Source organism: Ornithinimicrobium sp. (assembly GCF_030537745.1).
In the GTDB taxonomy this organism is placed as follows: domain Bacteria; phylum Actinomycetota; class Actinomycetes; order Actinomycetales; family Dermatophilaceae; genus Ornithinicoccus.
Genome location: NZ_JAUNVI010000060.1, coordinates 1 through 15,543, shown reverse-complemented (window position 1 = coordinate 15,543; position 15,543 = coordinate 1). Strand labels below are relative to the sequence as shown.

At 69.6% G+C, this 15,543-nt stretch carries 11 protein-coding genes and 1 tRNA gene; 5 read left to right on the top strand and 7 right to left on the bottom strand.

All coding sequences use genetic code 11. From position 1 onward, the window contains the following. Positions 1-254 precede the first annotated feature (254 nt). From Q4P07_RS11650 to Q4P07_RS11640, 3 genes are all read left to right on the top strand, one after another. Entirely contained in the window at positions 255-755 is a 501-nt protein-coding gene (locus Q4P07_RS11650) for a SigE family RNA polymerase sigma factor (RefSeq protein ID WP_097188863.1), read from the top strand. Continuing rightward, positions 748-2,196, top strand: coding sequence for a hypothetical protein (locus tag Q4P07_RS11645; RefSeq protein ID WP_298891744.1), 1,449 nt, complete (start codon positions 748-750; stop codon positions 2,194-2,196). The genes Q4P07_RS11650 and Q4P07_RS11645 overlap by 8 nt, the downstream gene beginning before the upstream one ends. A 166-nt stretch (positions 2,197-2,362) precedes the next feature. After that, positions 2,363-2,923: a hypothetical protein gene (locus Q4P07_RS11640; RefSeq protein ID WP_303375082.1), complete on the top strand. Its 561-nt coding sequence runs from the start codon at positions 2,363-2,365 to the stop codon at positions 2,921-2,923. 70 nt (positions 2,924-2,993) lie between these two features. Here Q4P07_RS11640 and Q4P07_RS11635 read toward each other — a convergent pair whose 3' ends face one another. The 4 genes from Q4P07_RS11635 to Q4P07_RS11620 form a co-directional block, all read right to left on the bottom strand. Beyond that, entirely contained in the window at positions 2,994-4,115 is a 1,122-nt protein-coding gene (locus tag Q4P07_RS11635; RefSeq protein WP_303375081.1) for a hypothetical protein, read from the bottom strand. Then, positions 4,112-4,630, bottom strand: a complete 519-nt coding sequence (locus Q4P07_RS11630; RefSeq protein WP_303375080.1) for a SigE family RNA polymerase sigma factor — start codon at positions 4,628-4,630, stop codon at positions 4,112-4,114. The genes Q4P07_RS11635 and Q4P07_RS11630 overlap by 4 nt, the downstream gene beginning before the upstream one ends. A 499-nt stretch (positions 4,631-5,129) precedes the next feature. After that, positions 5,130-6,311, bottom strand: coding sequence for a hypothetical protein (locus Q4P07_RS11625; protein WP_289020200.1), 1,182 nt, complete (start codon positions 6,309-6,311; stop codon positions 5,130-5,132). Then, entirely contained in the window at positions 6,308-6,856 is a 549-nt protein-coding gene (locus Q4P07_RS11620; RefSeq protein ID WP_303375079.1) for a SigE family RNA polymerase sigma factor, read from the bottom strand. Before Q4P07_RS11620 ends, Q4P07_RS11625 begins: the two co-directional genes overlap by 4 nt. Positions 6,857-7,556: 700 nt before the next feature. Here Q4P07_RS11620 and Q4P07_RS11615 point away from each other — a divergent pair. Then, positions 7,557-8,114 carry a hypothetical protein gene (locus Q4P07_RS11615; protein ID WP_022922520.1) on the top strand — a complete coding sequence of 186 codons (558 nt, stop codon included), beginning with the start codon at positions 7,557-7,559 and terminating at the stop codon, positions 8,112-8,114. A gap of 173 nt (positions 8,115-8,287) precedes the next feature. On the opposite strand, the gene mobF is transcribed toward Q4P07_RS11615, so the two are convergent. Both mobF and Q4P07_RS11605 read right to left on the bottom strand, forming a co-directional pair. Next, complete coding sequence (gene mobF / locus Q4P07_RS11610; protein WP_303375078.1) at positions 8,288-12,106, bottom strand: MobF family relaxase; 3,819 nt, start codon at positions 12,104-12,106, stop codon at positions 8,288-8,290. Positions 12,107-12,706: 600 nt separating this feature from the next. After that, positions 12,707-12,783 (bottom strand) — tRNA-Pro (locus Q4P07_RS11605). A 116-nt stretch (positions 12,784-12,899) separates the two neighbouring features. Between Q4P07_RS11605 and Q4P07_RS11600 the strand changes: the two genes are divergently transcribed. Continuing rightward, a complete protein-coding gene (locus Q4P07_RS11600; protein WP_303375077.1) occupies positions 12,900-14,312 on the top strand; it encodes an ATP-binding protein in 1,413 nt (470 codons plus the stop codon). Positions 14,313-14,327: 15 nt separating this feature from the next. On the opposite strand, the gene Q4P07_RS11595 is transcribed toward Q4P07_RS11600, so the two are convergent. Next, a complete protein-coding gene (locus Q4P07_RS11595; RefSeq protein ID WP_303375076.1) occupies positions 14,328-15,290 on the bottom strand; it encodes a metallophosphoesterase in 963 nt (320 codons plus the stop codon). Between the last annotated feature and the right edge of the window lie 253 nt (positions 15,291-15,543).

Here is a 15,543-nt window from a genome sequence, read left to right as displayed (position 1 = left end):
CAGTACAGGATGTTCACCGGAGCGCAGTATCGCTGCCGCGCCAAGCTTGTGCGTACCTGACCGGGGCAGCCTGCCTAGGTCGGCCTGTTGGGGGGGGGGGGGTGACCTCGGGCTCGGTCGCGGTGGGGACTGTGCCTGCGCTCTTGAGTGAAACATGCCGAGGTGTGCTGTGAGGGACTCAACCTTTGGGTGTGCTGGGCCGTTGAGTGGATAGGCGCCCGCCGGGGCGACGTAGAGGGACACGATGAGGTGAGATGAAGAGAGACGTGGAGGAAGAGTTCGCGGACTTTGTCCGTGTGGTGTCCCCGCGTCTGCTGACCTCGGCGTGGATGCTCAGCGGTGACCCACATGTCGCCGAGGAGCTGGTGCAGGAGTCGCTGGCGCGGGTCTACACGCACTGGCGGCGGGCGCGGGCGGACAACCCGGTGGCCTACGCCCGACGCGTCCTGGTCAACCTGCACACCGATCGGTGGCGCAAGCGCCGCCAGGAGGTCTTGACCGACACGGTGCCCGAGGCCGACCAATCGCCGGGCCACGGGGACCGCGTCGATCTGGCACTCGACCTCGTCCGTGTCCTGCAGGCATTGCCGCGACGCGAGCGTGAGTGCGTGGTCCTGCGGCACTACCTCGACCTGTCGGAGAAGGACGCCGCCACCACGCTCGGTGTCTCCACCGGCACGGTCAAGAGCTCCACCTCCCGCGGGCTGGCCGCCCTGCGCGCCGCCCTGACCGAAGGAGAACGCAACCATGTCTGAGTACCTCGACAACTTAGCCCTCGACCTGCTGGACCGGGCCGACGAGCTCGCACCAGCCATGTCTGTCGACCCTGGTGCGGTCATCGCCGCCGGTCGCCGCAAAGTCCGCCATCGCCAGGCGTCTGCCGCTACCGGGATGGGCGCCTTGGCGCTCGTCGGGGCGCTCTGGCTCGGCGGACCGCTCAACCCGTTCGCGCCGACCCACCTGACGGGCGACCCGGTGCCGGCGGCGACGGTCAGCTGGCAGGAGGGTGTGGACGTCGAGCTGTTCGACAACGCGCCCAACCCGGTGCACGAGGCAGACCGTACTGCCTGGACCGGGCAGCTGCGCAGCGGCGAGGGAGACGCATTCCCGGAGCTGGTCCTGACACGGGACGGGACGCGCCTGGACCCGGTCGCCGCGCAGGACGGCCCTGGTGAGGTGATGGTGTTCACCGTCGAGGGTCTGAGCGTGGCGGTGTGGCAGTCACCTCCTGGCAGCCGCGGTGAGGCCCCGCTGTGGGCGCCGGGCGTCTACGCCGGCCAGGGCGGGACCGTGGAGATCGACGGAGCCCAGCTGCAGTACAGGGCAGCCGAGATCGTCCCGGGGGGCAGCGGTGAGCTGGAGGAGCTCTACTGGTTCACCGACGATGCCGCCCACGCTGCCAGCGGCGCACCGCTGGACAGCACCGTCCTGGTCGCGGGTAACGTCAGCGCCCTGGTCATGCTGGACGAGGCGAGGCAGGCGTGGGGCATGACCGACCTGCGGCACCCCACCGGCTCGGTCCACGTCGAGCGGTTGGTCTCCGGTGCCGGCTTGAGCGGGTGGATCGGCCAGGACGTCACTGCCACCAGCGTCGGCGTGCTGCCTGAAGGGGCTTCGACGCCGACCGTGACGTCGCAGACCACGGTCCTCGCGCAGGCCCAGCTGGGGACGCAGACGGCCGTCCTGGCCGCCGACCCGACGCTGGTCACCGGACCACCGGTCATCCGCTACCAGTTCGAGGGTGAAGAGCGCGACCTGATGAGCTTCGTGCAGGAGACCTACCGCACGCTCGACGTCGGCACCGCCCAGCTCCTGATCACCGCGCAGCCCACGGCGCTGGAGCTACGTCGCGGAGACAAGTCCACGCTCATCCCCGTCGAGGACCTGACCGACGGACACGCCCTGGCCGCCCCCGTCATGGGCGGCCACGTGGTCATCGTGCCCGGCTGGGAACCGGACGCAGCAGCCGAGAACCTCCGGGTGCTCGTCGGGACAGACGGAAAGGATCGCTGGGTGGAGGCCGAGTCGGCCTACATCGACATCCTCTTCGACGGTCGACCCCTCGTCGTGCTCGGACTGGACCGCGGCATCCTTCAAGAGGGTGAGACCGTGCGCGGCGTTGGCATCGCCGATGCCGACGACAGCGTCGTTTCACACCCGCTGGACGACGTCACCCCGCTCAACGTCAACATCTGAACGGCCCCCACGGACGCCCGCACCAAGCGCCTGCACGCAACCAAGCAATAAGAACGCATCCGGCAAGGCACTCTCAACAGACGCCCGCCTGGCGGCAGATCCGGATGGAACCGACGGGGGATGGGTTACGTCCGAGTCCAGTCGCCCCACGACGAGAGGCCGATCTATGCGGTGTGGTCGAGCTTTCCGTGCCGTCGCGTTGGCTGGCGCGCTCGCGCTGCTGACCGGCTGCGAGACGACGCAGTCGGCAGGCACCTCCACACCGGCCGGTGAAACGACCGTGGATGGGGCCCTCTCGACACGCAGCCAGAGCCCCACTGCCGACTTCACGGTGCGGGTGTTCCCGCCCGGTGAGTCCTGGGCCGAGGCCGTGCAGCCGTTGATCGTGAGGGTGAGCAATCAAGCCTTCGACCACCCGGACGTGCAGCTCAGCGCTAGTCTGGACGGCGAGTTTATCTTCGATCAGGCCTTCAATGTCGAGGACCAGCATTCCGTCACCCTGTTCGGGGTGAACGTCGCGCCGGGGCCTCACCTCCTCACCGTGGTGTCCGACACCGGCGCAAAGGTCGAGCAGGCTCTCGACCTGACAGAGGGCGAGCAGCAGTGGGTGGTAGTCGACTACTGGTACTTCGACCCTGGCCCGACCGGACAACAGCGCGGGGAGGAAGAGACGCCTGGTCCCTCCTTCCAGGTCTTCGTGTCTGATCAGCCGGTCTACATCGACTGAGCCTGTAAGTGCACGGCTCCCAGCCGTGCGCCCGAGGGCTCTCTGCGGCAGATGCGTGCGTCTGGTCGGGTTAGGGCTGGATGACTGGCACTGGCTGCGGGTCGGCGTCTGTGTCGGACACCCACGCCAGGTCGGGCAGCGGCTCGTTGGGGGTCAGGTCCTCCAGCGTGACCAGAGCGGCGTGCAGCGTCCGTTCTTCCTCGTGGGAGCCCAGCCACAGGGTCTGCACCCTGGAGCCGTCCTCCAGGCGAAGCTCGCCCACGCGATCGGGTAGCACCACCACGACCTCGACCCCGTCGGTGGTGTCGGTCGGGAAGGCGACGGCGTAGGGCTCGGCCGAGACGGGAACCGGTCCGTTCACCTTCCCGTCCCGCATGACCCACTGCTGCTCCTGCCGGTCCTGAGCCACCCAGGTGTCCGTGATCCGGGCAGCAGGGTCGTTCCCCTGCCACACACGTGAGGTGGTCCCTGCGCTCCAGGAGGTGTGGACCAGCCCGTCGGTGCCTCGCCAGACCTGGGCGAGGTCCTCACCATCGGGCCAGGAGTCCTCGAAGACGACCGCGTCCAGGTTCGTCCCCGGGACCCGCACGGGACTGGTCGAGGGCGCCTCCACACTGTCCGGGCCTACGCGGACCAGGTCTGTCGCGCCGTGCGGCAGCATGACGCCGGTGACCCGTCGACCGTCCGGCAGCTGGAGGCCGCTCCACCATGAGGACAGCTCCTCCATGTGCGGGTCGACATCGTTGCCGAGGGCGCCCTGGACGGGCACGGTCGCGGGCAGTGCGTCCGCCGGCTCCGGGGTGGCAGACATGAGCAGGAGGTCACCTTCGGGACACCCCTGCGCCTGCCCGGCCACCACGGTGCTGCCGTCCCGCAGGGGGATGGCCACGTGCTCGAGGTCGGCGAGCTGAATGGCTCGCTCACCCGAGAGGGAACCGGAGATAGGACACCCCGACCACGGGGAGGCGGGCAGGGCACGCTGCACGTCCCCGGGCAGCCAGCCGCCGGCCCAGGTGACGGTGCCAAGGACGGCGAGGGAGGCCATACCTGACACCAGGGCCTGGCCGGTGCGCCGGCGTCGGTGGCTGCGGGAGGCGAGGCGGGTCACCGCGTCGGCGTCGAGCCGTAGATCGGCGGGTGTGGGTGCTTGGGCCAGACCGGTGCGGATGCGCTGCTCGATGTCGGCGTTCATGGGTGGATCTCCTGTGTCGCGAGGTGTTCCCGCAGGCGGGCAAGACCGCGGGAGGCCGCGCTTTTCACGGCCCCGGTGGAGATGCCGAGCTCGTCGGCGCACTGCTGCTCAGAGAGGTCGCCGTAGTAGCGGAGTACCACGATCGTCCGTTGTCGCTCGGGCAGCGACCGCAGCCCTCGTACCAGCCGATCCTGCTCGCCGGTGACGTCGGCGTGGTCCGGGGTATGCGGCAACAGATCACCGACCTCGGCCTGCGGATGGACCCGGCCCCGCCCCTCGCGCCGCCAGTCCTGGCGGGTGAGGTTCAGCATGACGGTGCGGGTGTAGGCGACTGCGCGGGGCGGGTCGACGCGGTGCCAGGCTCGGTACGTCCGAAGCAGCGCACCCTGCACCAGGTCCTGGGCACGGTGCACGTCCCCGGTGATGAACCACGCGATGCGCAGCAGCTCCGGGCTCGCCTGCTCGACGAACTCGGTGAACTCCGCGTCGCGCTGACGCCGCCCGCGTGCTCCCACGTCAACCTCCCGTGTCGGATCTCACCCTCTCCTAGTCGCGCGGGACGGCAAAGGTTGCCTCCGGCGTGAGCGGCACCTGACAGCACCGTTCCCCGCCTGGTGCGCGACGGGCGGCAGAAGCGGATGGTCTTCGTCTCACACCTGCTACCTTCGGCGAGTCAGCTAAGCGCCGGCCGGATCGCCTCCTTAGGGTCGCACCGGTGGGGTCTGAGTGACAGCGGACCCGAGCCCGATTGCAACAGCTAGGAGGCAGCCGTGTCGGGGAAGTGGCCTCGAGTTCTGTTGGCCGTGGGTCTTCTCCTGGCAAGCCTGACGGCTCTCATGGTGAATGAACCCGAATTGAGCCTCGTTGCCGGCTCGTTAGCACTAGTGGCGCTGCTCTGGCTCCTCACCGACATGCTGAGAGCGAACCGGCGGAAACGTTGAGTCTCGCTCCTCGGTCTTGCGCACAGCGGCAGATCCGGATGTTGACCGGCAGCCTCCGACAGGTAGCGCGGGTTCAGTTGGGGAGGGGCGCTTCGATGATCTGGATCGTTGTCTGTTCTCCGTTCTGGTCGATTGCGACTACCTGCTGAGCCGGCTGGTAGACGTCGCGAGCGAAGGGCGTCAGGCCAGCGAGCGGCTCGCCGATCGTTTGTTCCATGGCCAGCACCTCCCAGGGGTCACCGTCGATGAGGAGTTGCTTGGTCCCTGAGGGGACCCAACCCAGGAAGGCATCTCCGAGTTTGTCGTCGGTGAGGTGGATCGCCCACGCTCCCTCCGGTGCCTCTATCGGTCCGAGAACATTGCCGTCGCCGACCCATATCCACCAGCGGCCGTCCTCTTCGGTCCTGGCGAGCTGGGGCCAGGCCGCCCATTCTGGCGGGTCGGTCACCGTGCTGGGCAGGGGTGGGGAGCTCCACTCGTTTGGCAGCGGTTGGGCGACCACGTCGGCTGCGGTCCAGCTCAACGACCATGTGTCGTCGATCTGCCAGAGCACCGCCGCCGGGGCGTGCTCGTACGGGAGGCGGGCTACCTGGGCAACGACCTGGTCCTGGTCATCGAGGACTGGCGTGAGCTGCTGGCCCGGCTCGCCCCCGGAAAGGGCGACCCGTTGAGCTGCTGGTGGGACGATGCCCACCACGACGTCCTGGCCGGGCACCTGAAGTATGGAGGCGCCCCAGCGGGCCACATCCTCGCCCGGGTCTCTGGATCCGTGCAGCAGGAGCGGCCCGCCGGGTGCCTGGGTCAGCACGCTCAGCCCAACCCCGCTGGACTGGCCTTCCCCTTGCTCGTCAGGTACCAGACAACCGTCGGCGGTGCGGATGACCAAGACCTTGGTGCCGTCTTGCGCGACCCAGTCCAGGACCGCCAGGTGCCCAACCTCGGAGGTCACCTGGGTTCCAGCACTGCCGTCCGCCAAGGAGCCCTCGCCGGGAGCGATGTCAGGGCACGGTGCCGTTGAGCTGGGCGCGGCAGGCAGGGCTTCCTGCACCGAGTCGGGCAGAAGCTGCGCGGCCCACAGCGAGGTTCCCAGGACCAGCGCGCCTGCCGCGGCCAGCGGGGTCGTCGTGGCGATCCGCTGACGACGACGCCGGCTGCGTCCCTGGTGCAACACCATCCGCCCGTCAAGGGGTCTCATCGGTGGCGGTGCGTCCAGCTGCAGCTGCTCGCGCAGCCAGGTCTCTTCGTCGGTCCTCATCGGGCCACCTCCGCATCCTCGTCCTCGTGGTCCTCGACGCTCTGCTCCTGGGTTGCGAGCCGCGCCCGTAGCTTGGCCAGGCCACGCGACCCGGCGCTCTTGACCGCTCCTACCGAGATCCCGAGCTCCTCGGCGACCTGCCGCTCCGACAGGTCGCAGGCATGCCGCAGCACGATCACGGCCCGTTGGCGGGGAGGCAACTGCTGCAACGCCGCAGCCATCGCTCCCCGTTCAGCAACGTGTGTGGCGTGGTCGGGAACGTCCCGACCAGCTTCGATCCCCGAGGTCCGGTGCCAGGGAAGAAGGGCAGCGCGCCCGCGCCGGCGGGCCACGTCACGCTGCAGGTTGACCATCGTGCGACGGACATAACCGAGCTCTTCACCCGGCCGCAGGTTCCCCCAATGCCCGTACACGCGGGTCAAGGCCTCTTGTACCAGGTCACGAGCTTCGTCAGGGTCCGAAGTGAGGTACCAGCCGACACGGAGCAGCTCCCCGCTCTCGCGGTCCACGAAGGCCGCGAACCGCTCGTCAGCTTCGCTCTTCACGGTCCCCCCTCATCTGTGCTCGCCACATACCCCTCCCACGACCGACGCACCGCCAAGGTTGCCACGCCCATCCTCCAGGCGTTCGAGGCGAGGACCCGGAGCCCACCGCCAGCATCACCAGGGGCGGCAAAGGCACGCTTCTGGCGGCGCACGACCGAGGTCTAGTTCCGCTTCCCTTACCCGTGACGGGAGACCCATGTGGCCTTTACCGGCTGCACGGCCGCGGGCAGAACGGTACGGGATGCGGCAAATCCGGTAAACGGCTGCTCGCTGGTGTTGGGCTGGTCCGGGTGGCGGTGGAGCCCCGTGCGGGAGCCTCTGCGGTGCGATGGTCTGCTCGATCGTGGCCATGCTGATCGCCATGGCCTTTGGTCGAGATTCTGAGATCGGTGGGGTGTATCGTCACGTCACCCTGGGCGGCTGGGCACTCGGACGGAGGACTGTCGTGCTCCTCCGGCCACCACCACTGGGTCGATAGTGGGTCACCGATGGGGGAGCCATGCACACGGATCGAGAACGCACCTCGTTGCTGCCAGTCTGCGCCCTCGTGCTGCTGGCCGTCGTCGGTTGCACGGAACCTGACAGGGGCGACAGCAGCAGTAGTGAAACTGCCGCTACGAGCCCATCATCATCTCCCTCAGCAGCGGACTCCGGTTCTGCCACCTCTGCGCCGAGCGGAATGCAGGAGCCTGGCGCGTCAATGTCGGATGACGACATACGCGATGCCGTCGAATCTAACGACCCAACACGACCACAGACGTTCCAGGAGACCCTCGACCCATACTGGCGCTCGTTGAACCTCGACGGAGATCCGCCTGAGGTCCTCCCCGTGAGAAGCGTCACCCTGGCCGAAGCGAACGACGTGCACTTCGAGTGCATGGCTGAGCAGGGGTTTCCCTCTGTGACCGATCAGCACGGCCAACAGGCCATCGAGTTCTCGAAGGATCAAGCCGAGGCCATGAAGTTGTCCCAGTACGTCTGCTACGCCCGGTACCCCCTGGAGGACAAGTACTTCGAGCCCTACTCCGTGGACCAGCTGCGCGCCATCTATGACTGGAACAGGACCGAGGTGACGCAGTGTCTTCGAGACCAAGGCGTGGAGGCATCATCGCCACCGAGTTTCGAGACGTTTGTAGAACGTTACGCGCTGACCGGACGGGAGCACTGGACGGCGACCGAAGGCCTTGATCTGATGACCTTGGAGGAGTTGTGCCCAGAGACGCCCCCCGATGACCGTCTCTACGGAGCCGGGGACTAGGCCACCAAGTCTGCTAGCCGGGTTCGTGCGCTGCGAGGCAGGGCTGGAAGGGTGAGCACCGCCGCCATTAGTACGCCCGCGCGCCTTTCCAAGAAGCCCGCTCATCGGCGATACAGTAATGTATCGAGCACGCGGCAGCGGTGAGCTGAGGGACGTCGTCCGCTGCGGACGGGTCATCGGCTCGGGCCGGATACCTCACGCGATGGACCCTCGAAGGGGTAATGCTCTGCTCGTCGTTGGCTGGTTCGGAGGCGCTCGCCGGCCGCGTCTGGCTTCGGCCTGCGGAGAGCCGGGGACGGCGTGGTGAGTCGCCGGACCAGCCGGACCAGCCTGGCCTGGTGCCTGGCCGCGTCGGGGTCTTTCATGGGCGGTCCGGTGGGGTGGGGGTCGGTGGGTGGGATGCCGTGGGCGGCCCGCCAGACCGCGAGGTCGCCGATCAGGCGGTCGTCAGCGCCCGGCGGCAGGGTGCGTTGCCAGGGCACCCGCTCGGATGCTCCTGACTGCTGGGCCTCGATGACGACGCGCTGCTTGAGCTCGTCGATCCGCCACGTGAGTCGGTCCAGGTAATCGCTCGTCTCCGTGTCCTGCCGTAAGGCGGGTGGGGCGCCGGGCAGCCAGGGGAGGGGCGCGTCCTTGTGCGACGGCGGAGCGGCACCGGCGATGCGCCAGGAGAGCGCGGCGGCGTGATCGTCGGCCTGGAACAGGCTCTGCTTGCCGCGGTACCAGGTGGCCTGCTCGATCACGGCCCGGGGTGGCGCCCCGTCGACCCAACGCACGGCGAGCTGGCCGCGCAGGTAGGGGTAGGCCGGTGCTGCGGTGAGGCCGGGCAGCCAGTCCTCGAGACTGTCGTCCAGCGCCGCCATCCGCTCACGTCCGAGGTGCTGCTGCGCCAGGACCGGCAGGGCGTCCTGGTAGGCCAGTGCGGCCTCCCGCAGCTCGAGCGCGGCGTCGCCGCGCTCGACGGTCGTGGCGGAGAGGGCGCGACCGTCGCGGTCCAGGATGGCGGTGAGCACCTGCCGCTGGTCGACCGACGTGTCCTGGGCCTCGGGACCGACACCGTCCAAGGAGGCGGTGGGTGTGGCGACGTACAGGTGGTTGGCCTGGCGGCCGCGGGAGAGGGCGACGTAGAGGCCTTGCCGGGTCTCGGTGCCGGTGAGGACGGTGTGGGTGGTGTCGACGGTGGCGCCCTGGGCGCCGTGGATGGTGCTGGCGTACCCCAGCTGGACGTGCTCGGCCACGTACCCCGCCGGAAGCGTCAACCGCCGGGCGCCACCGGCGCGTGCGGCCAGATCATCGCGTTCCACCAAGATAGTCCCGTCGGGGTGGACGGCCAGGAGACGCCACCGGTCGCCGTTCTTGACCCAGGACCCGCTACGGGAGCGCAGGCGTCGGTCGTTGCGGCGGGTGACTACGGTGTCACCGGCACTGGTGCGGGTGCCGTCGGACAGGGTCACCTCCCGCCCCGGGGGCTGCCCGGTCGTGTCGAGGCGGGCCTGCCGGGCGCGCTGGTTCAGCTCGCGCACGGTTTCCCGGGTCGCGGCCAGCAGCAGGCTGGACAGCCCGGCCTGCTGGTCGGCGGCCCAGGCGGCGTACGCCGCCTCGACCACGTCCCCGGTGTCGCCGGCGTGGACCCGGTCCCGGTCCAAGTAGTGGTCCAGGGCGGCGGGGTCGCCCTCGCGGATCGCGAGAGTGGCGGCTCCTTCGGCGGCGTCGGTGAACCGGTGCAGCTCGGTCAACGTCGCGGTGGTGCCGTGCGCGTGGCCCTGCTCGGCCAGGTCACGGAAGATCCCGCCAGCCGCGACGGCCGCCAGCTGCTGGTCGTCCCCGACCAAGCGGACGCTGCCACCGGCGTCGACAATCTGACGGACCGCGGCCGCGAGGTCGCGGGTGCCGGCCATCCCCGCCTCGTCGATCAGCACCAACGCCCCCGACCCCACGCGGGAGTTCGCGCCGCCCGTCAGGTTCTGGACGCCGTGGGCGGCTCCGGTTGTGGTCTGGTGGAGGTACTTGGCGAGAGTGTCGGCGGGGATTCCGGTGGCGCGGCCGAGCTCCTCCGCGGCGACCGCAGTGGGCGCCAGGCCCAGGACGGTACCGCCGGAGGCCTCCCAGGCCCGTGCCAGCACACGCAGGGCGGCAGTCTTGCCGGCACCGGCCGGGGCGAGGGCGACCTGCACCCGGCACCCGCTGGTGGCCAGGCTGCGGACCATCGCCCCCTGAGACCGGTCCAGGCCCGGACCGTCGCCACTCTGGCCGGCCAGGACGGTCTCGACCACGTCCGGGGCGGCCTGGCGGCCGTCGCGACGCAGCCCCAGCGCGAGGAGCTCGTCCTCGGCCGCCAGGATCGCCCTGGAGGTGTAGGCCTGACTGCCATGCACGACGTGGGCGGACTGCCCGTCCGGACGGCGCAGCACCTCCGGTTCGCCCAGCTGCGGCGGTACCCCGACCGGCACCGAGAAGCCCTGCAGCACCCACCGCTCGACGTCACGTTGGTACGCCTCGAGCTTGTCCAGGGGGACCTGGGCGGTGCGGAGCTGGCGCAGGGTCTCGGCGCGCACGTGCCACACCTGCCACGTCGCCCGCGACCCCTCCAGCACCGACAACACCCGCGCGGCGACGACCTGGGGGCGCACGCCCCCACCCCGCCCCTGCCGCAGGTGGCCCGGCAGCGTCCCCACCCGCGGACCTGCGGGGATATCCGTCTCTGAGCCGCGTCCATGGGTGCGCCCCCACCGCGCCCCCACCGCCGCGGAGACCATGTCCTCCGGGCTGCGACCCGCGCGGGCGAGCACGGCGGTCGCCTGTTCACGCCAGGCGGCGCGCTGCTCGGACTCGGAGCGAGGTTCGTGCTTGCCGGGCCGGGTCTCCAGGTTCGCCTGCTGCGCCAGGGCCAGCGACTCGATCGTGGTGGGGGTCCTCCCGTGGTTGGCCAGGAAGTCCGAGGCGAGCTCGCGCCCCCTTGTCTCGATCGCCCGCCGCCGGGACGACCACGCCGCGAGGAGGGCCGGGTCGATGCCGTCGATCTCCCGCACCGCCCGCTTGCCCTCAGGTGAGGGGCGTTCGGCGAAGCGGACACCGAGGCGGTCGACCAGGCCAGCTTCGAGGTGGGTGTTGTAGTGCTCGGAGGCCATCACCTTGGCCTTGAACAGCATCCGCCCGTCCAGCGTCAACCACCGCCCGCCCTCCTGCGGCAGGGACTGCACCTTGTTCGAGACGACGACGTGGGTGTGCAGGTCCGGGTCGCCCGTGCGGGAGTCGCGGTGGTCGAACGCCGCCGCCACCGGACCCACCACGGGCACCTGGCGGATGCCGCCCTTCCCCACCCGGGTGAACGCCACCTCGCGCTCGAGCATCGCCAGCGTCGCGCCGACCGCGTCCTGGTGCGCAGCCACTACCTGCCGGGCGACGTCGGCCGGGGCAAGCGCCCACAGGGCCGAGACCGACTTCACCGGTGAGAACGTCAGGTCGAACCCCGCCACCGGCACCTGCGCCGGCCGCGACGCCTTGGCGACGAACGTCGTCAGCTCGGCCTCGTCCACAGGTGCCCGGCCCTGCCGCTGCTCGAACACCTCCCGGACGACCCGGGTGCGGATGCGTGCCCGCTCCTCCGGGAGGATCGGATGGTTCCACGCCAACCCCTGGCTGGTGTTGTGCTCGCTGAAGGCCTGCGCGGTGACCTGCCGCAAGGACGTGGCGTCGAACGTCGGGAACGCCCGCCCCAGCCCGCCCCACCCACGCTCGGCCGCCTGGGGCTCGCCGGACCGGGGGTGGCGGCCCTGCCCGAACAGCAGCTTCATCTGCTCCTCGGTGACGACGTCTCCCTCGGCCAGGTCGAGTCCGGCCAGCCCGGTGCCGAGCCAACGACCGGGCGCCTCGCCCTTCTCCTCGTAGTAGGAGGCCAGGCCGGCCTGCCGACGTTCGGTCGCGTCGTGCTGGGCGACCTGACCCGTCAGGTACGTGTACCCGCTCCCGGCGGCGAGTTTGTGCAAGGTCATCACACCTACCTAATGCGGACGAACGGCCCTCAGGGAGTCACTTTTCTGCCACCAATTTCACCGAGTGCACCAGGTGTGTCCTTCTCGAGCGCAGCGAGGGCTGTGGTGACCGTCGGCGAAGGGGGAGCGTGAAAGAGGGAGGTGCGCGTGAGGGAAGGCGGCGACGTGGACCATGGGGCGTGGATCGGGGGATGCGCTCGAGCTGGGGCGTGGTGGGCGGATCACGCGGTGAGGGTGCTGACGCTCAGCGGTATGCCTGGGTCGAGGGACGGTCACGGCGTAGGGCGGGTGGTCTCGCGGCCTCAGCGTCTGCCGGGCGGTGAGCGTCGACGCGCTCCTGGCGGCGGCCATGCATGTGACCGAACGTCGAGGTGGCGCCCACGTGCTGACTTCGCCCATCATGGGCCTGCTGCGCCTGCACTGCCTGGACCTACCCGGCGGTGACGCTCTGGGCCAGACGCCAGCCGGGCCGGTCACGGGGTCCGGGGCCCACCGAGTCGCCTGGTGGAGCGAAATCTCCAGGCACGTTCAAGGCACGACCCGGAAATCGGAAGGGCCGCTGAACCCGCGTTTCCGCAGGTCAACGGCCCTTTCGTGCCATGGTCGGGGTGACAGGATTTGAACCTGCGACCTCTTCGTCCCGAACGAAGCGCGCTACCAAGCTGCGCCACACCCCGTGGCTGCTGAGCCCGACCGTCAACCGGTCTGCCGCAGCGTCCGCAAGGATAACGCACGCATAGCGACGCAACTAAATCTGTGTCGCCTGTCGGTCCTCGCCGATAGGTTGGCGACCATGGGTGAGATGGAGTTGCGGGGATTCCTCGAGTCGTTCCGGGAGCTGTCTGAGCTCGCGCACCAGAACTATGCCGAGGACGGCGACCAGGAGCGCTTCGCCGCCGCGCTCACGGCATACCTGGGACGACCGGCAGGGCAGCTGGCAGTGGTCACCGAGGAGGTGATGAACCATCGCTTCGCCGACTGGGACGTCGCCCTCGAGATCCTCGCGCAAGGCGACCCGCAGGCGATGGAGTTGGGGGTCGGCGGTGGGGAGATGCGCTACCACCAGACCCTGCCCGACTTCGTCGCCGGCTCGCACGGGCGGCTGCCGGTGGGCCAGGTCGACTACGTCTCGGTGCCGACCGGACCTCACTCGCACCGACGAGCCATCGGCTTCGGCATGCGCTTGTTTCACCATCGCGGCGAGCCGATCGGGGTCATGCAGCGACGATCCAACCCGAGGTTCGGCCAGGACAAATGCACGGTCGAGGTCATCTGCGCCGACGGTGACGTGGCGACCGCGCTGCTCGACGAGGCTCGAGAGCTCTCGATCGAGCACAGCGTGCTGCGTGGGCAGGTCATCTCGTTCGAATCCAGCGGCTACGGCGCGGAGTCGTCGGGCATCACCTTCCTGGAGCGACCCGAGATCACGGCCGAGCAGGTGATCCTGCCCCCAGCCTCGATGGAGCGGATCGTCGCGCACGTGGTCGGGATAGCCGAGCACGCCGAAGTCCTGCGCCGCTATGGCCAGCACCTCAAGCGCGGGCTGCTCCTCTACGGGCCACCGGGCACCGGCAAGACCCACACCGTGCGGCACCTCATCACCCGCAGCCCTGGCCATACGGTGGCCGTGCTGGCAGGGGAGTCGCTGGCCTACGTCTCCCTCGCCGCCACGCTGGCGCGCGCCCTCCAGCCGGCGATCGTCGTGCTGGAGGACTGCGACCTCGTCGCCGAAGACCGTGGGATGAGCCCGACAGGACGGCCCCTCCTCTTCGAGGTGCTCGACGCGATGGACGGGCTCGACGCTGATGCCGACGTCACCTTCCTGCTCACCACCAACAGGGTCGAGACCCTGGAGCGGGCCCTTGTGCAGCGACCTGGTCGGGTCGACCAGGCGGTAGAGGTGCCGTTGCCTGACGCTGATGGACGGCGTCGGTTGCTGGAGCTTTATCGAGGGCCTGTGGGGTATGGCGATGAGGTGCTCCTGGAGGCGGCCGAACGGTCCGAGGGCATGACGGCATCCTTCATGAAGGAGCTGATGCGGCGATCGGTGCTCTTGGCCGCCGTCGACGGGGTCGAGCCGGACGATGGCCATCTGCGGACAGCGCTGGACGGCTTGCTCGCCGGTCAAGAGGAGCTGACGCGAGTGCTCCTGGGCAACAGCGGCGGTGCGGAGGCGAGCCCGAGTGAGGGACGAGAAGTCGGCTGAGGCGGGCCGGACTGCTCAGGCGGCAGCGCGAAGGGTGAGCAAGGTCGCCTCCGGACGGCAGGCAAAGCGAAAGGGCGTGTAGGGGTTGCTGCCGAGCCCGGCAGACACGTGCAGCCAGGCTGCGTCGGCCGGTGCCTGTGAGGACGGTCGTGACCCGGCGCCTGGCCACCAACGCGAGAGCCCGGAGGCGCGGCCGGTCTCCAGGTCGCAGTTGGTGACGAGCGCGCCATACCCCGGCACCTGCAGCTGTCCACCGTGCGTGTGGCCCGCGAAGATCAGTCGCGCCCCGTCCGCGGTCATCGCGTCCAGGATCCGCTGGTAGGGAGCGTGCGTCACCCCGATGGTCAGCGCGGCATCCGGCGCAGCCGGCGCGGAAACCGTGGGGTAGTCGTCGTAGTCGAGGTGGGGATCGTCGACGCCGACGAACTCGAGCGGGACCTGCGCCACCGAGAGCCGCGTTCGTGCGTTGGTCAGGTCGCGCCAGCCTCGGGAGCTGAGTCCATCGATGAGGTCCTGGGTGGGCAGTCGACGGGGGTTGAGCGCGTCGTCGTCCCGTTCCCCGCCGATCCCCACCTTGGTGTGGCTGTCGTCGAAGTAGCGCAGCGGGTTCTTAGCCGTCGGGCCGTAGTAGTCATTGGAGCCGAGCACGAAGACGCCAGGCACGTCCAGGAGCGCGTCGTAGGTCTCGAGCACGGCGGGGACTGCGTCCATGGCCGCCAGGTTGTCGCCAGTGCTGATGACCAGATCCGGGAGTAGAGCGGCCAGGCCAGCCACCCAGTCGCGCTTCATCCGCTGGCGTGGGACCAGGTGCAGGTCGGAGAGGTGAAGGACGCGCAGCGGTCGGGTCCCGGCTGGCAGGCAGGGCACCTCGACGCGGCGCAGGGCGAAGAGACGGGGCTCGATCCAGGTCGCATAGGCCGCGCCACCTGCCGCGACGGCCGTCCCCGCAGCGAGAGTGCGCCATACCTGCTGATGCATGTCCCCAATCATCCCAGGGCGGTGGCAAGAGTGCCCATCCGGAGTGTCCAGAGCGACCGCCCGGTGTGGCAGGGGCGACCGTCCGGTGGGAAAGGGGTGGGTGGGATCGACACCGGTGAGAGACTGGCGACATGACCGACCAGACCGGACTCAAGGCCACCCTCCAGCACGACCTGACCGACGCGATGCGTGCCCGGGACAAGGTGCGCGCGGGCAGCCTGCGGATGGCGCTGGCCGCGATCACCAACGAGGA